This is a genomic window from Rhizobium hidalgonense, assembly GCF_002914525.1.
Lineage (GTDB): Bacteria > Pseudomonadota > Alphaproteobacteria > Rhizobiales > Rhizobiaceae > Rhizobium > Rhizobium hidalgonense.
The window spans coordinates 93,999-114,919 of the sequence record NZ_LODW01000116.1; the positions used below are offsets into that span (position 1 = coordinate 93,999).

Annotated in this window: 20 protein-coding genes; 12 read left to right on the forward strand and 8 right to left on the reverse strand. The window is 62.0% G+C overall.

What is annotated here, in order from left to right:
* Positions 1-198: 198 nt before the first annotated feature.
* Together ATY29_RS32395 and ATY29_RS32400 are read right to left on the reverse strand one after the other, a co-directional pair.
* On the reverse strand, positions 199-756 hold the full coding sequence (locus ATY29_RS32395) for an RNA polymerase sigma factor (protein WP_003565924.1): 558 nt from the start codon (positions 754-756) through the stop codon (positions 199-201).
* A 10-nt stretch (positions 757-766) separates the two neighbouring features.
* Complete coding sequence (locus ATY29_RS32400; protein WP_097534032.1) at positions 767-973, reverse strand: NepR family anti-sigma factor; 207 nt, start codon at positions 971-973, stop codon at positions 767-769.
* Between the two features lie 253 nt (positions 974-1,226).
* Here ATY29_RS32400 and ATY29_RS32405 point away from each other — a divergent pair, with 253 nt between their 5' ends.
* The 4 genes from ATY29_RS32405 to preA all read left to right on the forward strand — a co-directional run bounded on the left by ATY29_RS32405 (position 1,227) and on the right by preA (position 6,319).
* On the forward strand, positions 1,227-2,021 hold the full coding sequence (locus ATY29_RS32405) for a response regulator (RefSeq protein ID WP_003581798.1): 795 nt from the start codon (positions 1,227-1,229) through the stop codon (positions 2,019-2,021).
* 192 nt (positions 2,022-2,213) lie between these two features.
* The gene (locus ATY29_RS32410; RefSeq protein ID WP_193550385.1) at positions 2,214-3,209 is read left to right on the forward strand and encodes a sensor histidine kinase; all 996 of its coding nucleotides are present in this window, start codon (positions 2,214-2,216) and stop codon (positions 3,207-3,209) included.
* A 419-nt stretch (positions 3,210-3,628) separates the two neighbouring features.
* Positions 3,629-4,990 carry an NAD(P)-dependent oxidoreductase gene (locus tag ATY29_RS32415; protein ID WP_025416875.1) on the forward strand — a complete coding sequence of 454 codons (1,362 nt, stop codon included), beginning with the start codon at positions 3,629-3,631 and terminating at the stop codon, positions 4,988-4,990.
* A gap of 15 nt (positions 4,991-5,005) precedes the next feature.
* Entirely contained in the window at positions 5,006-6,319 is a 1,314-nt protein-coding gene (gene preA, locus ATY29_RS32420; protein WP_097533917.1) for an NAD-dependent dihydropyrimidine dehydrogenase subunit PreA, read from the forward strand.
* 422 nt (positions 6,320-6,741) lie between these two features.
* Here preA and prfH read toward each other — a convergent pair whose 3' ends face one another.
* From prfH to ftrA, 3 genes are all read right to left on the reverse strand, one after another.
* A complete protein-coding gene (gene prfH, locus ATY29_RS32430) occupies positions 6,742-7,353 on the reverse strand; it encodes a peptide chain release factor H (protein ID WP_097533918.1) in 612 nt (203 codons plus the stop codon).
* Positions 7,340-8,530 (reverse strand): RNA ligase RtcB family protein, encoded by a 1,191-nt coding sequence (locus tag ATY29_RS32435; RefSeq protein ID WP_244597487.1) that lies wholly within the window; start codon positions 8,528-8,530, stop codon positions 7,340-7,342. Before ATY29_RS32435 ends, prfH begins: the two co-directional genes overlap by 14 nt.
* A gap of 115 nt (positions 8,531-8,645) precedes the next feature.
* Positions 8,646-9,767: a transcriptional regulator FtrA gene (gene ftrA, locus ATY29_RS32440; protein WP_097534038.1), complete on the reverse strand. Its 1,122-nt coding sequence runs from the start codon at positions 9,765-9,767 to the stop codon at positions 8,646-8,648.
* Positions 9,768-9,837: 70 nt separating this feature from the next.
* Here ftrA and ATY29_RS32445 point away from each other — a divergent pair, with 70 nt between their 5' ends.
* On the forward strand, positions 9,838-10,248 hold the full coding sequence (locus ATY29_RS32445; RefSeq protein ID WP_097533920.1) for a rhodanese-like domain-containing protein: 411 nt from the start codon (positions 9,838-9,840) through the stop codon (positions 10,246-10,248).
* A 68-nt stretch (positions 10,249-10,316) separates the two neighbouring features.
* On the opposite strand, the gene ATY29_RS32450 is transcribed toward ATY29_RS32445, so the two are convergent.
* On the reverse strand, positions 10,317-11,339 hold the full coding sequence (locus ATY29_RS32450) for a zinc-dependent alcohol dehydrogenase family protein (RefSeq protein ID WP_097533921.1): 1,023 nt from the start codon (positions 11,337-11,339) through the stop codon (positions 10,317-10,319).
* Between the two features lie 101 nt (positions 11,340-11,440).
* Here ATY29_RS32450 and ATY29_RS32455 point away from each other — a divergent pair, with 101 nt between their 5' ends.
* From ATY29_RS32455 to ATY29_RS32465, 3 genes are all read left to right on the forward strand, one after another.
* Positions 11,441-12,340, forward strand: coding sequence for a LysR family transcriptional regulator (locus ATY29_RS32455; protein ID WP_097533922.1), 900 nt, complete (start codon positions 11,441-11,443; stop codon positions 12,338-12,340).
* Between the two features lie 155 nt (positions 12,341-12,495).
* A complete protein-coding gene (locus ATY29_RS32460; RefSeq protein WP_003565946.1) occupies positions 12,496-13,032 on the forward strand; it encodes a biliverdin-producing heme oxygenase in 537 nt (178 codons plus the stop codon).
* Positions 13,029-15,599: an HWE histidine kinase domain-containing protein gene (locus ATY29_RS32465; protein ID WP_003565948.1), complete on the forward strand. Its 2,571-nt coding sequence runs from the start codon at positions 13,029-13,031 to the stop codon at positions 15,597-15,599. Before ATY29_RS32460 ends, ATY29_RS32465 begins: the two co-directional genes overlap by 4 nt.
* A gap of 3 nt (positions 15,600-15,602) precedes the next feature.
* On the opposite strand, the gene ATY29_RS32470 is transcribed toward ATY29_RS32465, so the two are convergent.
* Positions 15,603-16,253, reverse strand: coding sequence for a TetR family transcriptional regulator C-terminal domain-containing protein (locus ATY29_RS32470; protein ID WP_003565950.1), 651 nt, complete (start codon positions 16,251-16,253; stop codon positions 15,603-15,605).
* 298 nt (positions 16,254-16,551) lie between these two features.
* Between ATY29_RS32470 and ATY29_RS32475 the strand changes: the two genes are divergently transcribed.
* Genes ATY29_RS32475 through hydA form a run of 3 tightly spaced genes read left to right on the forward strand, consistent with a single transcriptional unit; the run spans position 16,552 to position 19,534 of the window.
* Entirely contained in the window at positions 16,552-17,805 is a 1,254-nt protein-coding gene (locus ATY29_RS32475) for a Zn-dependent hydrolase (protein WP_003565953.1), read from the forward strand.
* On the forward strand, positions 17,802-18,083 hold the full coding sequence (locus ATY29_RS32480; RefSeq protein WP_025416884.1) for a hypothetical protein: 282 nt from the start codon (positions 17,802-17,804) through the stop codon (positions 18,081-18,083). Before ATY29_RS32475 ends, ATY29_RS32480 begins: the two co-directional genes overlap by 4 nt.
* On the forward strand, positions 18,080-19,534 hold the full coding sequence (gene hydA / locus ATY29_RS32485) for a dihydropyrimidinase (RefSeq protein ID WP_003565957.1): 1,455 nt from the start codon (positions 18,080-18,082) through the stop codon (positions 19,532-19,534). Before ATY29_RS32480 ends, hydA begins: the two co-directional genes overlap by 4 nt.
* A gap of 58 nt (positions 19,535-19,592) precedes the next feature.
* On the opposite strand, the gene ATY29_RS32490 is transcribed toward hydA, so the two are convergent.
* Positions 19,593-20,006 carry a cupin domain-containing protein gene (locus tag ATY29_RS32490; protein ID WP_003565959.1) on the reverse strand — a complete coding sequence of 138 codons (414 nt, stop codon included), beginning with the start codon at positions 20,004-20,006 and terminating at the stop codon, positions 19,593-19,595.
* A 94-nt stretch (positions 20,007-20,100) separates the two neighbouring features.
* Here ATY29_RS32490 and ATY29_RS32495 point away from each other — a divergent pair, with 94 nt between their 5' ends.
* Positions 20,101-20,886 (forward strand): ABC transporter ATP-binding protein, encoded by a 786-nt coding sequence (locus ATY29_RS32495; RefSeq protein WP_003565961.1) that lies wholly within the window; start codon positions 20,101-20,103, stop codon positions 20,884-20,886.
* Positions 20,887-20,921 lie beyond the last annotated feature (35 nt).

The window sequence follows — 20,921 nt, forward strand, 5'->3', positions numbered from 1 at the left end:
GTGCGTAACTCCATACGTCCTTCAAAGTAGTCTCTCGCGCCCAAGGACTTAGGCGCACTGGATTCCTGTGACAGGCACAGAAATGAGAGGTGAGTCCCCGAATGGCAACGCATCCGCGGATTCTGGTCCTTCCCCGCGGCAAAGACCGAGAGGCCGGCGCCCCAAGGGCAACCGGCCTTCCTCGCAATTATAACTTTCTCAGAACGCAAACGCCTTCGAGGTCAGCGGCGCGGACGTTGCATCCGGGCCGAAATCGGCCTCGCCTGATATCTGCAGCAACTCCTGCAGGCGCTGGCGGGCGCGGTTGACGCGGCTCTTGATGGTGCCGACCGCGCAGCCGCAGATTTCGGCGGCTTCCTCGTAGGAAAAACCCGAGGCGCCGACGAGGATGATCGCCTCGCGCTGATCCGGCGGCAACTGGTCGAGCGCCTTCTTGAAGTCCTGCAGATCCAGCGCGCCGTATTGCGAGGGGTGCATCGCCATCGATTCTGTGAACAGCCCGTCGCTGTCCTGGATTTCGCGGCCGCTCTTGCGCATCTGGCTATACAGTTCATTACGCAGGATCGTGAAGAGCCAGGCCTTCATATTGGTGCCCATCTCGAAATGATCCTGTTTGGCCCAGGCCTTCATGATGGTGTCCTGGACGAGATCGTCGGCACGATCGTGCCGCCCGATGAGCGAAATTGCAAAGGCGCGGAGACTTGGGAGGGCCGCCAGCAATTCCCGCTTGAAGCTGGGTTGCGCTTTATCTTCCATGCGGACGATCCTATTCGGCCATCTTGGCAGAAGCCATCATTTCGGCATGGTCGAGCTTTTCGAGAAGGTCGAGAAACCGGTCCGGGATCGCCTCCTCCTGCGCGGAGGTATAGAGCGACCGCAACCGGACGCCGATTTGATTGTTCGGGTCCAGGATGTCGCTTGCCCGCAGCTCCAGCTTGCGCTGATCGGCTGCTTCTTTCTTGCGTGTCGTCATCAATTCGTCTTCTCGCCGGTTGTCTGTTGGGGCGTGCATGGGGCTGATCATGATTTCAACCATCGACACCGACCCTTCGCCTGTCGCTGTCGCCGGGATTTTTTACTGCATGGGTCAAAACGCTACGCCCTTTCTTCGTCGGCTTGAATAATGCGGCGCGACAAAAAAAGTTCCTGCCGTTCCGGAACTTTTTTAGCAAGGCGACGTTAACCGCTCATTGGACCAATGACCGGCCTGCATACGGGAGCCCTTAATGACACTTTCCACTCGAATTGCGCCGCACCTTCCTTATCTGCGCCGCTATTCCCGCGCCCTTACCGGCACTCAGACTTCGGGCGACGCTTATGTCGCCGCCGTTCTCGAAGCTATCATCGCCGATCTCACCATTTTCCCGGATACGGCGAATGACCGGGTGGCACTCTACAAACTGTTTACACAATTGTTTGGTTCCACCGCCGTCCAGATTCCGGAGCCAACTTCACCCTATGCCTGGGAACAGCGAGCCACCCTGAACCTTTCGAAGGTTTCGCCGGGCGCCAGACAGGCCTTCCTGCTTGCCTCCGTAGAGAATTTTCGCGTCGCCGAGATCGGCGAAATCCTGGAACTCGACGAACAGGATGTCATGCGTCTGCTCGACATGGCCTCGCAGGAGATTTCCCGTCAGGTTGCGACCGATATCATGATCATCGAGGACGAACCGCTAATCGCCATGGATATCGAGCAAATGGTCGAAAGCCTCGGCCATCGCGTTACCGGCATTGCCCGCACCCATGCCGAGGCCGTGGCGCTCTACAACAAGACCAAGCCGAGCATGGTGCTGGCCGACATCCAGCTGGCCGACGGCAGCTCCGGCATCGACGCCGTCAACGACATTCTCAAGACGTCGAGCGTGCCGGTGATCTTCATTACCGCTTTCCCGGAACGGCTTTTGACCGGCGAGCGCCCAGAACCAACATTTCTTGTCACCAAGCCCTTCAACCCAGACATGGTCAAGGCATTGATCAGCCAAGCTCTTTTCTTCAACGAATCGACCAGAGTGGCCGCCTGAGACGCAATTTTCCGGCCTTCGGAACCAAATCGCTAAAACAGACGTTCCGGTGCTAACCGGGACGCTCCGGTGGCTTTAACGGTTTTTGCAGCGCTTTGTTCTAGAGTTGACAGGCGGGGCCTCGAGGGCGCTCCCTTCAGCGAGGTTCAAGATGTCACAAGGAAAGGCGGCCGAGTGAATACGACTGAACCATTGTCCGGCATGCCTTTTACCCTCGAAGGCAAAGCCGCAATGATGGAACGCGCGCTCGGCAGCGCCGGGATTTCAATCCTCTGCCAGGACGCCCGGCTGTCGATCTTCTATGCCGAAAATCTGCCGCCGCATTTCGCAGCGCTCTTCACGCCGGGCGGCGGCGATGCCGTCCTGTTCGGCGACACGCACGGCCGGTACCTGACGGCGCTGAAACAAAAGGTGCTGGAAAGCGGAATCCCCAACAATGCCGAGGTCGAGGTCGACGTCGACGGCGAAATGCGCACCTATGAACTGAAGATCCAGCGCACCGGCAAACGCGGCACCCATGGACTTCTGTCGGTGATGGCGGAAGTCACCGAAAGCCGGCATCGGGAAAAAGTGCTGAAATCGCTGTTGCGCGAACTCTCGCACCGCTCCAAGAACCTTCTCGCCATCATCCAGGGGATCGCCACGCAGACGGCGCGCAACACACTCTCCCTCGACAGTTTCCTGCTTAAATTCCGCGGACGGCTGCAATCGCTTTCCAACTCGCAGGATCTGATCACGGATTCGAGTTGGCGCGGCGCCTATCTGTTCGAACTTGCCGAAAAGCAATTCGCTCCCTACTGGCCGGAAACGGCCGGTTCCATGCCGATCTACGGCATCAACGCCCATCTGACGCCGAATGCCGCCGTGCATCTGGGACTCGCCCTCCACGAACTCATCGTCAACTCGGCCTCCTATGGCGCTATCTCCGGTGGCGCCTCCTCGATCACGTTGAATTGCCGCGACGCCATGATCGGCGACAGGCAGGCGATCGAAGTCACATGGGCAGAGGTTCTACAGAACCAGACGGAAGTCCACGAATTCAGCGACAACAGCTTCGGCCGCACCGTGCTCGAGCGTGTCGTGCCCTCATCGGTCAACGGCAGGGCGGAGCTGAACCTCGTTCCCGGCCGCATTGAATATCGTCTGACCATTCCGGAAACCGAATTCGAGATCTTCAAGCGTGCGTGAAAACGGAACTGCGCGTGAAACGGGATTGGCGAACGGAAAAACAGCCGGTGCGAGGGCGGCGCACCGGCTGTCTTCACTCACCGGGAGGGGACCGTGAGTACGTCCGGATAGTGGGTTGGGGGCGCGCATGTTGGGTCGATGCGATCACCATCCGGATATCGCAATAACGACGACATCGAACATTGGTTCCCCGCCAAACAAAAAAAATTCGACTTTTTTCAATCTTTTTTCGGATACCCTCCTCCCGCCGCTCGCCCAATCATTTCGCCGGCAGGCGCCTGTAGAATTTATGGCGACAAAACAGTTACTTACCCGATGGCAACCAAGGTCGGTCCGTCAAAATTTTACCGTTTGATAAATTTTTAAACCTGAGTTACCTTTTTCCTCACAGGCCGTTTACCAATAATGAGGGAACTTCAATGGAACGACTGGAAACTGGGATTCATGCCGGCCGGCTTTCGCCTGCCGACTATGAGGCTAATTTTTCCGATCTGCATCCGCGCCTCGACAATCATGAGGCGCTGGTCGCCGCCGACCGCTGTTATTTCTGCTACGACGCGCCGTGCATGACGGCCTGTCCCACCTCTATCGACATCCCGCTGTTCATCCGCCAGATTTCGACCGGCAATGCGCTTGGCTCGGCAAAGACGATCTTCGACCAGAACATCCTCGGCGGCATGTGCGCCCGCGTCTGTCCCACCGAAGAGCTCTGCGAGCAGGCCTGCGTGCGCAACACCGCCGAAGAACGCCCCGTCGAGATCGGCCGCCTGCAGCGTTATGCGACCGATGCCGCCATGCAAGCCGGCAGGCAGTTCTACGCCAGGGCCGAGCCGACCGGAAAGACCATCGCCGTCGTCGGCGCAGGACCGGCCGGTCTTGCCGCCGCCCATCGCCTGGCCGTGAAGGGCCATTCCGTCACCATTTATGACGCCCGGGAAAAATCCGGCGGCCTCAACGAATACGGCATCGCCACCTATAAGACGGTCGATGATTTCGCTCAGCAGGAAGTCGATTACATCCTCTCAATCGGCGGCATCGAGGTTCGCCACGGCGCTCTTCTCGGCCGAGATTTTTCGCTTGCCGATCTGCAGGCGCAGTATGACGCCGTCTTTCTCGGTATCGGTCTTGCCGGCGTCAATGCTCTGCGCATCGACGGGGAGAACCTCCCCGGCGTCGACGACGCCGTCGATTTCATCGCGGCACTGCGCCAGGCCGAAGACAAGGGCGATATCGCCATCGGCCGCCGTGTCGTCGTCCTCGGTGGCGGCATGACGGCGATCGACGCTGCCGTCCAGGCAAAGCTGCTCGGCGCCGAGGAGGTGACGATCTGTTACCGCCGCGGCAAGGAACACATGAATGCCTCCGAATATGAGCAGGATCTGGCAAGCTCCAAGGGCGTCATCATCCGCCACTGGCTGGCGCCGAAGTCGATCCTGTCGCAGGACGGCAAGGTCGCCGCGATCGAAGTGGAATATACCAAGCTTGTCGAAAGCCGCCTCATCGGCACCGGCGAAACCGGCGTGATCGCCGCCGACCAGATCTTCAAGGCGATCGGCCAGAGCTTTGACGCTGCGGGCCTCGGTTTGCTGCGCATGGAATCCGGACGTATCGCCGTCGATGTCGAAGGCCACACCTCGCTCGACGGCGTCTGGGCCGGCGGCGACTGCGTCTTCGGCGGCGACGATCTCACGGTTTCCGCCGTCGCCCACGGTCGCGACGCGGCCGAATCCATCCATCGCACCCTCACCGCAGCAGCCGCTCCGGCTGTCGCGGTTGCCTGAAGGGGAGAGAGAACAATGGCTGATCTCCGCAATAATTTCGTCGGCATCAAATCCCCGAACCCGTTCTGGCTGGCATCGGCGCCGCCGACCGACAAGGCTTACAACGTTGAGCGCGCCTTCAAGGCCGGCTGGGGCGGCGTGGTCTGGAAGACGCTGGGCGAGGAAGGCCCGCCTGTCGTCAACGTCAACGGCCCGCGCTACGGCGCGATCTTTGGCGCCGACCGCCGCCTGCTTGGCCTGAACAACATCGAACTCATCACTGATCGGGACCTCTACACCAACCTCCGGGAAATGAAGCAGGTAAAGATGAACTGGCCGGATCGGGCGCTGATCGCCTCGATCATGGTGCCCTGCGAGGAGCAGGCCTGGAAGGCGATCCTGCCTCTGGTGGAAGAGACCAACGCCGACGGCATCGAACTCAATTTCGGCTGTCCGCACGGCATGTCTGAGCGCGGCATGGGCTCCGCCGTCGGGCAGGTGCCGGAATATATCGATATGGTCGTGCGCTGGTGCAAGCAATATACCCGCATGCCCGTCATCACCAAGCTGACGCCGAATATCACCGACGTTCGCCGGCCGGCCCGCGCAGCCAAGGCCGGCGGCACCGATGCCGTCTCGCTGATCAACACGATCAATTCGATCGTGTCCGTCGATCTCGACAATTTCGCCCCCAATCCGACGGTCGGCGGCAAGGGCAGCCATGGCGGCTATTGCGGCCCGGCGGTCAAGCCGATCGCCCTCAACATGGTGGCCGAGATCGCCCGTGACCCCGAAACCTACGGTCTGCCGATCTCCGGCATCGGCGGCATCACCACCTGGCGCGACGCCGCCGAATTCCTCGTTCTCGGCGCCGGCAACGTCCAGGTCTGCACCGCAGCAATGACCTATGGCTTCAAAATCGTGCAGGAGATGATCACCGGCCTCTCCGACTGGATGGACGAAAAGGGCCATCGCACCCTCGACGACATCACCGGCCGCGCCGTGCCCAACGTCACCGACTGGCAGTATCTGAACCTCAACTATATCGCCAAGGCGAAGATCGATCAGGACGCCTGCATCAAATGCGGCCGCTGCCACATCGCCTGCGAGGACACCTCGCATCAGGCCATCACCAACGTCGTCAACGGCCTGCGCCATTTCGAGGTAATCGAAGAGGAATGCGTCGGCTGCAATCTCTGCGTCAACGTCTGCCCCGTCGAGAATTGCATCACCATGGAGCCGCTTGCCGCCGGCACCCTCGACAAGCGCACCGGCCGCACCGTCGACCCGAACTACGCCAACTGGACGACGCATCCGAACAACCCGATGGCCCGCCAGGCAGCGGAGTGATCGGTCTGGAACGCCGCGGAGAAGATCGATCCGCGGCGTTGCGCTGAACCGGCAATGGATTTATGCCGACCATGTTGCACGATCGCAGCGTATCACGAAGAGGAGGCAGCCATGGCTCGCAAACACCTCACCGACTTCAGCTTTTGAGGTCACATCGAAACGGCGTAAATCCTTCCCGTCAGAAGCCCGGGTCAAAACCGGTTCGCAATTCGTCCATGGCGACGTCGAACTGATCGAAAAACTCGGCCGCAACGATCCCTGCCCCTGCAGTTCCAGGAGGAGGTTTCAAGAACTGCTGCCTGCAATCCGGCAATTATGACGGCATCGAGGGGGATCACTACTTTTAGAGACCGTGATTGAACGTGACGGCGCCCTTTGTCGAAGGGCGCCGTTTATTGTTGCGGTCGGACCCACATGCCGAATCACGGTTTAAAAGCCTTGACCTCGTTGCCCCGCTCGATGGCCCGATTGGCGATGAAGCGTCCGGATTTGGCCACCTCTTGCTTTTCAACCTCGATTTGATGCAGCATCGCTTCAAGCCGTCGAAGCGCCAGGGCTTTGTTGCGGTGTTGCGAGCGCTCGTCACGCGCCGTCACCATGAGACCGGTTGGCCGATGCAGAATGCGTACCGCGCTGTCTGTCGTATTCTGATGCTGCCCACCCGGACCGCCGGCTCTCAGCGTCTCGAAACGCAGGTCGGCGGGATCAATCACCACGCCACCCTCCGGGCCGGGCTCGATACGCTGAACCCCAACGTACCAGTTCTGCCGTTTGTGACCGAGACGCACCGGGCTCTTGAAGGTGAACCTGATCGAGCCGCAATAGCCGCTGGCAATCCGCTCCGCCTCGAGACCATCGAGGCTGATGATCGCCGACTTCGCACCGTGCCGATCCGGCATCGGACCGAGGTTCGCCTCGAAAGAACAGCCAAGCTCGATCGCCTCGCGCTCGAGGATGCCGAGAAGTTTGGTGAGCGCTATACGGCACTCCACCGGTCCGTTGCCCGACGTCACGAGAAGATCAATAGCGTTCATGGCCGCGCCCTCCTTCTCGGCGATAGTCAGGCTTTCGCCGACGCTGTTCCACCTCCGCCTCATCAACCGCCTTCTTGAAGGTGACAAGCGGCCGCAAGCTAGCAAGCCCAATGATCAGGCCGGCCTTTTCGAGGTCGCTCACGACCTGCCCCGCATCCTTGTAGGCCGATGCTGCTTCTTCGACGACGAGAGCCCGATCGTCGCAAATGGCGATCCCGCCCCAGGAATTGCGCAGCAGCTGTTCGCGTTCGGATCGGTTGCGGCCGACCCGCCCATGCATGGTGGCGCGGTCATATTTGCGTCCGGCCCCATGAGAGATGCCGCCGAGCGAACGACCGATCTCGGCACTGGTGACAACCACATGGCTGAGGCTGGCCCGAGATCCCGCAATCGGCGCGAATTCGCCGGGTGCGACGGCCGCAGCGCCCTTATAATGCACAAACCCGCGATCTGAGCGACGAACGAGATTGTGCGGTATGTCGGCGATGAGGCGTAGATCGGCACGAAGCGCCGCTGCGGCCCGCACTGCGATCAGCCGCCGGTTCAGCGATGCCCAGGCGACACAGCGATCATGGCTCCCGAGCCAGGCGCCCCCCGCCTCCGAACCGGGATCGAGGCCGGCGGCAAGTCCCGAATGAGCGGCCAGGCTCTGCGAGAAGACTGTGGCGCCAAGGGCGCGTGAGCCGGAATGAACGAGCAGGTAAAGACCCTGATCGTCAAGACCGGCAACGTGTCCGCCCTCGGCAACATCTTCAACCGCCTGCAGCTCGCAGAAATGGTTGCCGCCGCCGATCGTGCCCAAGGCATCGGGGGCGAGGTCGGCGGGCAGTCCGGTTTCGGCCAGCCATTCGCGCGCCTCTCCGATTGCCTGCGTTTCAAGCCGGCGAAGCCGCTCCGCCGCCTTATCGATCTTCAGCTTGCGCAGTGGCAGATCGAGGCCGAAGAGCGACATTCCGCAGCCGATATCGTTGCCGATCAGCAGCGGGTGCAGCCGCGACGACAGCAGGGCGACGCCGGTCGCACCATATTTTCCGGGGTGCACATCCGGAAAGGCAGCGATTTCCAGGACGCCCGGCAGGCGCGACATCTCGTCGAGCTGGTCCAAGGCAGCGCCTTCGATCCAGGCGGAACCGGAAAAGAAACGATTGATGACCGCCGGATCTGATGCCGACGTCATCGGGGAGCTCCCGCTCCCGATAGAATTGCCCATGATAATGAACTCTGGATATGAGTGGTCTTTCATCGCTGCATATGGCGATGTTCAACCGGCATTCATCAGCTCATTGGCCGAGTTAAGCCGAAACCCTCTCGGGGCGTGCGGAGATAGTCGTCATCGTGGCGCTCCCTTTATCCAGAACAATAGAGAGCGCCCCTTTAGGTGAAGTCGGACATAAATGCAAGCACGACGCGCCCCACCCGCCGAATGACTTCCGATAGGCATGCGGGCTCGTTCCCAGCCGCCGGCGGAAATGGTGGCGCATCGTTGCCAGAGTGCCGAAGCCGCTTGATACCGCGATGTCCTCGAGCGAGACGGCAAGTTCCTTTTCGAGGAGGTCGCGGGCATGGCGCAGCCGCTCCTTCAGCAGCCATTCGCCGACACTGAGACCCGTCGTCGCTTCGAAGCGGCGCTGGAAGGTGCGCATGCTCATGCCCGCCCTCTTGGCGAGCCGGCTGATCGGTTGCTCCTCGGCAAGGCTTTCGCGCATCCATTCGATCAGCGGCCCGAGGCGGATGCCCTCACGCTCTTCAGGAACCGGCGCGCTGATGAACTGCGCCTGTCCGCCTTCGCGGTGCGGCGACACGACAAGGCGGCGGGCGACGCTGTTGACCGCCTCCGAACCGAAATCGCCCCGCACCACATGCAGGCAGAGATCGATGCCGGCGGCACTGCCGGCCGCCGTCAGCAGGCTGCCCTCATCGATATAGAGAACGCCGGCATCGAGCGCGATATCGGGATAACGGGCGGCAATCGAGGCGACGTAACGCCAATGCGTCGTCGCTCTGCGGCTGGCAAGCAGTCCGCACCCGGCCAGAACCGCGACACCGGAACAGAGCGACATGATGCGCGCGCCGCGCTGATGCGCTGCTCTCAGCGCTTGGGCGAGCGGCTCGGGCACCGGCGCATCGATCGCCCGCCAGCCGGGTACGACGATCAGATCCGCCTCATCAAGGATCTCCAGTCCCTTGTCGACCCCGACCGTCAGCCCTCCCGCGGCGCGAAGCGGCCCCGGCTCGATGCCGCAGACCGAGAAGCGATACCAGTCCTCGCCCATTTCCGGACGCGACAGACCGAAGACCTCGTAGGCGATGCCGAATTCGAAGGTGCAGAGCCCGTCATAGGCAAGGGCTGCGACCAACGGTCCCTTCGTCTGCTGTGGGAAGTGATTTGGCATGATCTTTACGCTGTCAGTCACGATGGCCAATTTCGCAAAGCTGTAGCATCGGCAATACCAGACGGCAATTACAACATGAAAGGAAAGACCGATGCCAAACCCCGCCTCCGAAATCCCTGCCGCCGCGCCCGATCTCGCCGTCGCCCATTATGCCGCCAAGCTCGCCTTCGAAACCGACTGCTCGGATGTCCATGCCGCCTTTGCTGGCGCCAAGGTCGATTTCGTACTCCTCGACGTGCGCACGCCGGCGCTATTTGCGCAGTCCCACGTGCCGGGCGCGATCAACCTGCCACACGGCAAAATGACCGCGCACCGTATGTCGGAATGGTCAAAGGACACCCTCTTCGTCGTCTATTGCGCCGGTCCCCACTGCAACGGCGCCGACAAGGCCGCCTTCCGCCTGGCCAAGCTCGGCCTAACGGCCAAGCTGATGATCGGTGGCATGACCGGCTGGGCCGACGAGGGCTTGGCCTTCGAAAGCGCAGCCGTTGCCGCCAAATAAAGCATGTCGCTCGATGCGACACGCTTTGGCAGAATGCTCCCCTCAGCAGTGCGAGGGGAGCGTATGTTTCAGAACTCGACGACCACCTTGCCGAACGGGCCGCGATAGAGATGATCGAGCGCTTGCGGCAATTCCTCGAAAGCATAACGCTTGTCGATTACCGGCTTCAGCCCGGTCTGGTCGACGGCGCGCACCAGGTCCTCAAGCGCTCGGCGATGGCCGACCGAGATGCCCTGCACCACCGGCGCCTTGAGCAGGAGCAGGCCGGCCGGGCCGGAGACTTCGAACCCTTCGAGCACGCCGATGACGGAAATTCGGCCGTTGACCGCGACCGCCTTTAGTGCCTGACCGAAATGCGGGCCGCCGACGATTTCGAGCACGTGATCGGCGCCGTAGCCGCCGGTCAACTGATAGAGCTGCTCAACCCAGTCGCCGTCATGGCGGTTGATCGCATGATCCGCCCCGAGGGCAACGGCGCGCTCGAGCTTCCCGGTGCTGCCCGAGGTGATGAAGACCTCCGCACCATGCGCCTTGGCGATCTGCAAGCCGAAGAGTGCCACGCCGCCGGTGCCTTGCACCAGCACCTTTTCGCCGGCCTTCAGGCAGCCGCGTTCGATCAGCGCGAACCAGGCCGTCAGCCCGGCGCAGGACAAGGTGCTCGCCTCACCCGCATCCAGCGTGTCAGGCGCGCGCACATACCATTCCTCGGAAAGCACGGCGTACTGGGAAAGGACGCCCGGATAAAAGCCGCCGCGTGTCTTGTAAGGCGGGGTGCGCGCATCGCCTAGACCGCGCCCGTCAACCCAGTCCGGCGAAAAGGTCGAGATGACGCGGTCGCCCGGCCTGAAACGGGTGACATCAGGTCCGACCGCCTCCACGATCCCCGCCATATCCGAAGCCGGTACGAAGGGGAATTGCAGCGGCAACCCCATGCCGCTTTCCAGCACCAGCCGGTCGCGGAAATTGAGGGAGACGGCTTCTGTCCGGACCAGAACCTTGTTTCCCGAAAGCGGTTCGAGTGTCCGCTCGCCGATCGTGAGGCGGCGGTCGGGGCCGATCGCGTCAATCTGCCATTGCCGTGTTGTCTGCATTGTCTTGCTCCTTGTCCATTGCAGGGAGCAAAAACATATCGTTGAATATTTCGCGCCAGTTGCGATATTAATTCGCCTGAATGGTTCCATGGAGGAAACAAATGGAGCAGCTGAAGGGTATCTCGATCTTCGTGGAAGCCGTCGAGGCCGGCGGCTTTTCGGCTGCCGCCGACCGGCTCCACCTCACCCGCTCGGCCGTCGCCAAGACCATCGCGCGCCTCGAACAGCGCCTCGGCGTCCGCCTTTTCAACCGTACGACACGCATGCAGAGCCTCACCGAGGAAGGCCGCTTCTTCTACGAGCGTTGCCTGCGGGCGGTCGAGCAAATTCGCCTCGGCGAAGCCATGCTGGAATCCGGCCGGCGTGAGGTTCGGGGACGGCTGCGCATCTCCATGCCCGTGCTCTTCGGCCGCCACTGCATCGCGCCGATCCTCGCAAGCCTGCTTGATGAACATCCCGATCTGGAACTCGACCTTTCCTTCAACGACCGGATCGTCGATCTGCTCGAGGATGGCTTCGACCTTGCCATTCGCAACGGCCCGCTGAAGGACAATCCCGATCTGATGGCTCGGACGATTGCCCGCCAGCGCATGACCGTCTGCGCGTCACCCACCTATCTGGACAGACATGGCGCCCCGCAAACGATCTGCGATATTCAGCTGCATGAAGGCATCGTCTACAGGCGGGGCGATTATGACAGAGGCTGGATCTTTCCCACGTCGGCCGATCCCTGGCGACGGATAGCGCCCAAGGCGCGACTGCGGCTCGACGATCTGGCTTCGATTTCCGATGCGGCCGTCGCGGGGCGCGGTCTTGCCTGGCTGCCTTGCTGGCTGGTGCGCGTGGAGGTGCTGGCCGGCCGGCTCGTTCAGGTACTCAAGCACGAACCCGCCAATGTCTTCGATGCCCATGCCATCTGGCTGCGCTCCCCCGTCATGCTGCCGAAGGTGAGGCTTGCGATCGATACGCTCGCCGCCAGATTGCCGGCGGTGATGGGCTGAGCGGCCAGCGCTGGTCACCGTTGGCGGGCTGCCGCCGCAAGGTGATGAGAAACGCATGTAATTCCCAGGCGTTTCTCTGGAAATAACCCGATGCCGCAGTATATCCGCTAGTTCGTCATCCCGACGGCAGCCATATCACTCGGAACAAGCTCAGCATGTCACTTCGCAGCGCCCTCCGCGCACAAACTGCAGATTGCCACGCCGCGGTCGACGCTCTCTTCGGCAGTTTCAACCTCTCACGCACACAGGATTACAAGGCGTTCCTGCGCGCGCATGCCCGGGTCGTGCCATCAATCGAACATGCCCTCGAGGAGGCCGGCATAGCTCGGCTGCTGCCCGACTGGCCGGAACGAGGGCGCGCGCAGCTGATATCAGCCGACATCAGGGAACTCGGCGATCAATTGCCCGATTTGCTTCCGCCACCGGCATTGCGTGGCGAAGCGGCAATCTGGGGCGCCGCCTATGTGCTGGAAGGCTCCAAGCTCGGCGGCGCCATGCTCGCCAGATCCGTGCCCGATCACCTGCCCTGCCGATATCTGACGCCGCAGGGCCCCAAGGCCGCCATGCGAACCTTCATGGAGAGCCTCGACGCCAGCGATCCAAAGGATCCCGAGGCCGCCGTCTTGGCGGCCCGCAGCATCTTCGATCTTTTCCTCGAGGCCGGACAGCTCGAACTGGAAGCCGTCGCATGAGCGGCGCACGCGAACCCATCGATCTCACCAATTGCGACCGCGAGCCGATCCACCAGCTCGGAGCGATCCAGCCCTTCGGCTTCCTGCTGGCCATATCTTCGGACTGGATCGTCACCCGCGCCTCGGCCAACCTCGCGGAGTTTCTCGGGGTGGAACAGCCCGACGCGCTGGGCCGTCCCGTTTCCTCCGTGATCACGCCGGAGGCGCTCCACACGATCCGCAACAAGCTGACCACGCTGCGCGGTCCCGATGTCGGCGAACGCATTTTCGACATTGCTCTGATGCCCGATCAGTCGCGCTTCGACCTTGCCGTGCATTTCAATGAAAATCAGGTCATCCTCGAAGGCGAACCCGGCCAGGAAGTCAGGCGCAACGCCCCCTCGCTCTCCATGCGCGGCATGATGTCCCGCCTCGACCAGACGGAAACGATAGAGGCTTTCTTCCGCGAGGGCGCGCGGCAGGCGCGCGCACTCACCGGCTTCGACCGGGTGATGGTCTATCGTTTCGATGAAGGCGGTTCCGGCGAGGTCGTGGCGGAAGCCGCCCGCAGCGGCATTGGCTCGTTCCTCGGTCTGCACTATCCGGCCTCCGACATTCCGGTGCAGGCGCGGGCGCTCTATCTGCGCAACCTGTTCCGCATCATCGCCGATATCGAGGCGGTGCCCGTGCCGGTCCTCCCGCAGCTCGACGAGCACGGACAGCCGCTCGACCTCTCCATGTCGGTTTTACGTTCGGTCTCGCCGATCCACATCGAATATCTGAAAAACATGGGCGTCGGCGCCTCGCTCTCCATATCGATCGTCGTCGACGGCAAGCTCTGGGGTCTGTTTGCCTGCCATCATTACGGCCCCCACCTGCCTTCGGCGCAAAACCGCTCCACCGCCGAACTGTTCGGCCAGATGTTTGCCTCGCGCCTCGAAAGCCGCGAACGGCGGCTGGCGCTCGATTACGAGACCAAGGCCCGCCGCATCGCCGACCGGCTTCTCACATCCGTCGCCGACAATGCCAGCCTGCTCGACGATCCGGCCTGGCTGATCGAGGCGCTTGCCGACGTCATTCCTGCCGACGGCATCGGCGTCTGGATCAACGGCCGGCTGGCGCTTGCCGGCATCGGGCCGGATGAGACAAGCTTCGCGGCCCTTGTCCGCCATCTCAACCGCAATGCCGCCGGCCGCATCTATGCCGTCGACAGGCTCGCCGACACCTATCCGGATCTTGCCGTCGACGACGGCGTCGCAGGCATGCTCGCCATCCCGATCTCGCGTTCGCCGCGCGATTATGTCGTGCTTTTCCGCCAGGAACTGGTGCGCACTGTCCGCTGGGGCGGCGACCCGCACAAGCCGGTGGAATACGGCCCCAATGGTCCCCGGCTAACGCCGCGCAAGAGTTTCGAGGCCTGGTCGGAACTGGTGCGCGGCCGCTCCCGGCCCTTTACTGAGGCTGAGCGCCATGTCGCCGAAACGATCCGGGTCACGCTGATCGAGGTGGTCTTGCGTCTCACCGACGAGGCCAGCATGGCGCGCCAGGCCGCCAACGAGCGCCAGGAACTGCTGATCGCCGAACTGAACCACCGTGTCCGCAACATATTGAGCCTCATCACCGGCATCATTCGGCAATCGCAGACGACGTCGGTCAGCGTTGGCGACTACATCCGCCAGATCGAGGGCCGCGTCCAGTCGCTCGCTCGCGCCCACGACCAGATCACCAGGGATCATTGGGCGCCGGCTTCGCTGCGGCAATTGCTGCTGGCTGAGACGGCCGCCTATTTCGGGAAAAATGCGCAGCGCATCCAAATGCACGGCGAAGACGTGCTCCTGGAACCGCAGGCCTTTTCCACCGCCGCCCTTGTGTTCCACGAGCTGATGACCAATAGCGCCAAATATGGCAGCCTTTCGGCAGCCGGCAGCGGCACCGTCCAGCTCGGCTGGCACCGCGATGACGAAGGCAATCTGCACATCGGCTGGCGCGAAAAGGATGGCCCGCCCGTCGTCGAGCCCATACGTCACGGCTTCGGCTCGACGATTATCCGGCGCTCCATCCCCTATGATCTCGGCGGCAAGGCGGAGATCCGCTACGTCAGGGACGGGCTCGAGGCGGATTTCAATATTCCGGCGCGCTATGTCGTCGAGCCGACAAGCGAACCGCCAAATTCAGCTCCGGTCGGCGCGACTGAGCGCAGGACGATCGCCGACGATCACCAGCCGCTCTCCGGCCTGAACGTTCTGCTGGTCGAAAACAACCTGATCATCGCCATGGATGGAGAGGACATCCTGCGCCGCCTTGGCGGCAAAGTGACAACGGCGCCAAGTGTTGCCGAAACAATGGAGACCCTGGCCAGCCAGTCCTTCGATCTGGCGCTTCTCGATGTCAACCTTGGCGATGAGACGAGTTTCGGCATTGCCGACCGGCTCGCAGCCGAGGGCGTGCCCTTCCTCTTTGCCACAGGTTATGGGGAAGGCATCGCCCAGGCGAATAGCCACTCGGACGCGCCGGTCTTGCAGAAGCCTTATACGATGGAAGGCGTGACGAACATCCTGGGCCGCGTGCCGCTCCCTAAAAGGCAATAGACCTCAGCTCTCGGAGCGATCCAGCCGCAGCCCGCCGATGAAGAGCTGTTCCAGAAACCGCGCCGCATCCTCGAAACGCCCCTCGCCGGCATGCTCCTGCCCCAGCACGGCACGCACCTGGACGTCGAAATCCGCGTAATGCTGCGTCGTCGACCAGATGGAGAAGATAAGATGGTAGGGGTCGCACTCGGCGATCTTGCCTGATTTCGTCCAGGCGCGGATGACCTCCGCCTTCTCGTCGACCAGTTCCTTCAGCGGCCCCTTCAGCTCGTCCTCGATATGCGGCGCGCCTTGCAGCACCTCGTTGGCGAAAAGCCGGCTCTCGCGCGGAAAATCGCGCGCCATCTCCAGCTTGCGCCGGATGTAACTGCGGATTTCCTCTTCCGGATTGCCGTCGGCATCGAAGGCGCGCAGCGGCTCCAGCCAAGTGTAGAGCACCCGGTCGATCAGCGCCCGGTGCATGGCTTCCTTTGTGCGGAAATAATAGAGCAGATTGGGCTTCGACATGCCGGCCACTTCCGCGATCTGATCGATCGTCGAGCCGCGAAAACCGCGTGCCGAAAACACGTCCAGCGCCGCCTCCAGAATTTGCTCTTCCTTCTCCTCCTGGATTCGCGTTCGCCTCAGGGTCTTCGCTGCTCTCGGAATAGCCATCGGCTATTGTTTCCCCTTGAAATTCAACTTCTTCCCTCAAGTTTCAGCAGAAACACCCCTGCCGTTTTCCTGAGCAACTGCCCGCATTTTTATCGGCAATTTTCGTGATTTTCGTCTTGAGCCCGGCGGTGGAAGTTGTAATGTTTACCAATCGGTCAAATATCCGCCAGATGAAAAGCAAAGGCAACTGGCGATTTTCCGGCGCTCGACAAAACCAATAAGAGGCGCGGGAACAGACCACGGGAACAGGCGGGCATGCCCCTTGCATGACTGCCGCAAACAGGTGAGGGTTTGAAGAATGGTGGCAGCACCAGGCGAGAACATGCGCGTCAATGGCGACCGTCTTTGGGACAGTCTCATGGACATGGCGAAAATCGGCCCCGGCATTGCAGGCGGCAACAATCGCCAGACGCTGACGGATTCGGATGCCGAGGGCCGCAGCCTTTTCAAGATATGGTGCGACGAAGCCGGCCTCACCATGGGTGTCGATCGCATGGGTACGATGTTCGCCACTCGCCCCGGAACCGATCCCGATGCCCTTCCGGTCTACGTCGGCTCGCATCTCGACACCCAGCCGACCGGCGGCAAATATGACGGCGTGCTCGGCGTGCTTGCGGCGCTTGAAGTCGTGCGCACCATGAACGACCTCGGCATCAAGACCAAGCATCCAATTGTGGTCACCAACTGGACGAACGAGGAAGGCGCACGTTTTGCCCCTGCCATGCTGGCTTCAGGCGTCTTCGCCGGCGTGCACAGCCTGGACTTCGCCTATAACCGCAGGGATCCCGACGGCAATCTCTTCGGCGACGAATTAAAACGCATCGGATGGGTCGGTGAAGAAGAGGTCGGCGCTCGCAAGATGCACGCCTATTTCGAATATCACATCGAACAAGGCCCGATCCTCGAAGCCGAAGACAAGCAGATCGGCGTCGTCACCCACTGTCAAGGCCTGTGGTGGCTGGAATTCACGCTGACCGGCAAGGAGGCCCATACCGGCTCGACGCCGATGAACATGCGCGTCAATGCGGGTCTCGCCATGTCGCGCATCCTGGAAATGGTTCAGGGTGTGGCGATGGGCGAACAGCCGGGCGCCGTCGGCGGCGTCGGCCAGGTCTTCTTCTCGCCGAATTCCCGTAACGTCCTGCCGGGCAAAGTGGTCTTCACCGTCGATATCCGCTCGCCCGACAAGGCCAAGCTCGATCGCATGCGGGCAAAGATCGAGGCCGCAGCGCCTGGCATCTGTGACGCGCTTGGTGTCGGCTGTTCGGTCGAGGCAATCGGCCATTTCGCACCGGTCACCTTCGACGAAAAGCTCGTCACCTCGGTTCGCTCAGCCGCCGAACGGCTCGGCTACAGCCACATGAACCTCATCTCCGGCGCCGGCCACGACGCCTGCTGGGCCGCCAAGGTGGCGCCTGCAACGATGGTCATGTGCCCCTGCGTCGGCGGCCTCAGCCACAACGAGGCAGAAGACATTTCCAAGGAATGGGCGACGGCGGGCGCCGATGTGCTGTTCCATGCGGTGGTTGAGACGGCGGAGATCGTTCCGTGAGCCCTGATCCGGATGCAGATCTGAACAGCATGAGCCATGCCGAGCTGTTGTCGGCAGCACGCGCCATGCGTGATGCGATCCGCAGCCATCGGGACACGTCCGGCCACGAACTCTGTTGGCATCACCCCGATCTTTGGGCACTTCTGCCCGACGCCCCGATCGGCGGTCAAATCGTGCCCGATTGGCCTCAATTCATGCGCGGCTGCATCCGCTACCGCCAGTCATTGGATAACCAGCTCGCGCAGGCACCGCGCAGCGATAGGGAGTTCGGAGAATGAGCACAGTCATCAAGAACGGCACCATCGTCACGGCCGACCTCACCTACAAGGCCGACGTCAAGATTGACGGCGGCAAGATCATCGAGATCGGCCCGAACCTGTCGGGCGACGAAACGCTGGACGCCTCCGGTTGTTACATCATGCCTGGAGGCATCGATCCGCACACCCATCTCGAAATGCCCTTCATGGGCACCTATTCCTCCGACGATTTCGAGAGCGGCACGCGTGCGGCGCTTTCCGGCGGCACGACGATGGTCGTCGACTTCGCCCTTCCTGCCCCCGGCCAGTCGCTGCTCGAAGCGCTGACCATGTGGGACAACAAGTCGACGCGGGCCAATTGCGACTATTCCTTCCACATGGCGGTTACCTGGTGGAGTGAGCAGGTCTTCAAGGAGATGGAGACCATCGTCCGCGACAAGGGTATCAACACCTTCAAACACTTCATGGCTTACAAGGGCGCGCTGATGGTCGATGACGACGAGATGTTCGCATCCTTCCAGCGCTGCGCCGAACTCGGCGCGCTGCCGCTGGTGCATGCCGAAAACGGCGACGTCGTTGCCTCCATGTCGGCAAAGCTGCTGGCTGAGGGAAATAACGGCCCCGAGGCGCATGCCTACTCCCGCCCCGCCGAAGTGGAGGGCGAGGCCACCAACCGCGCCATCATGATCGCCGACATGGCCGGCTGCCCGGTCTATATCGTCCATACCTCCTGCGAGCAGGCACACGAAGCGATCCGCCGCGCCCGCGCCAAGGGCATGCGCGTCTATGGCGAGCCGCTGATCCAGCACCTGACGCTCGACGAGAGCGAATATTCCAACCCAGACTGGGATCACGCCGCCCGCCGCGTCATGTCACCGCCCTTCCGCAACAAGCAGCATCAGGATAGCCTCTGGGCCGGCCTTGCCTCCGGCTCGCTGCAGGTGGTCGCGACCGACCATTGCGCCTTCACGACGGCGCAGAAACGTTCTGGCGTAGGCGACTTCACCAAGATCCCGAATGGCACCGGCGGCCTCGAAGACCGCATGCCGATGCTCTGGACGCATGGCGTCAATACCGGCCGGCTGACGATGAACGAATTCGTCGCGGTCACCTCGACCAACATCGCCAAGATTCTCAACATCTACCCGAAGAAGGGCGCGATCCTGGTCGGCGCCGATGCGGATATCGTCGTCTGGGATCCGAAGCGTTCCAAGATCATCTCGTCCAAGGCACAGCAGTCGGCGATCGACTACAACGTCTTCGAAGGCAAGGAAGTTACCGGCCTGCCGCGCTACACGCTGACGCGCGGTGTGGTCGCAATCGAGGAAAGCACGGTCAAGACCCGCGAGGGCCATGGTGAATTCGTCCGGCGCGAACCGGTGACGGCCGTCAGCAAGGCGCTGTCCACCTGGAAGGAGATTACCTCTCCGCGCAGGGTGGAACGCACGGGCATCCCGGCAAGCGGCGTGTGACGATGGCTCCTGACGATACGGCCATCAACTACGGACCGATGCCCCCATGCGGATGACGTCACGCAGGCACCAGCGCGTCCAAATCAGGCAGAAGCACGACGCTTTCCTGCTCGTGCGGATCGGTGCGGGCGATGACCGCCGTGCATGGAGTGCTGCTGAGGTTCGCCGGCATATGCGGCACGCCGGCCGGGATATAGAACAGTTCGCCGGCATGAGTGATGGCGTGATGCTCCAGCCGGTCGCCATACCATGTATGGGCCTCGCCGGAGAGCACGTAGATCGCCGTTTCGTGCGCCTCGTGCAAATGCGCCTTCGCGCGCACGCCGGGCGGGATCGTCAGGAGGTGCATGCAGATGCCCTTGGCGCCGACCGTCTCGGCCGCGATCCCTTCGAAATAGCTGAGCCCCTGCTTGCCGTTATAGGCGTGATTGGGGCGAACGATGTGGCAGGTGGGCTGTGATGTCGCGTCCATTCTTTTCCTCCATGAATTGTGCCGCCGGCAGGGCCTGCGGCGATGGTAGCACGCAAACCGCCTTCCGGCGGCGAAAACAAGATCGGTCGCATTGATGCAAGCACCCTCCGTCGTATCCGCCAAGGAACTCTGTCTTACCTACCAGGCGAATGACGCCCCGGTGCGTGCACTGAGCGATGTCAATCTCGATGTTCGCAAGGGCGATTTCGTCTCTTTCATCGGCCCGTCCGGCTGCGGCAAGACGACCTTCCTGCGCGTCATCGCCGATCTCGAAAAGAGCACCTCGGGCGAGATCCTGATCAACGGTATGACACCAGAGGAAGCCCGCAAGGCCCGCGCCTACGGCTATGTCTTCCAGGCGCCGGCGCTCTATCCCTGGCGCACCATCGAAAACAATATCGCCCTGCCGCTGGAGATCATGGGCTATTCCAGCGCCGACCGCACGAGGCGTATCGCCGAAGCCCTCGATCTCGTCAGCCTTTCCGGTTTCGAGAAGAAATTTCCCTGGCAGCTTTCCGGCGGCATGCAGCAGCGCGCCTCGATCGCCCGCGCGCTTGCCTTCGACGCCGACCTGCTGCTGATGGACGAGCCCTTCGGCGCGCTCGACGAGATCGTCCGCGACCATCTGAACGAAGAACTGCTGAAGCTCTGGGCGCGCACCAACAAGACGATCTGTTTCGTCACTCATTCCATCCCGGAAGCGGTCTATCTCTCCACCAAGATCGTGGTCATGTCGCCGCGCCCGGGCCGCGTCACCGACGTGATCGACTCGCCCCTGCCGGCCGAACGCCCGCTCGACATCCGGGACACCCCGGAATTCCTGGAAATCGCCCATCGCGTCCGCGAGGGGCTGAGGACGGGGCATAGTCATGAGGTTTAGGCGGTTGAGTTCCAAGGCCACCCCCCTCTGCGCTG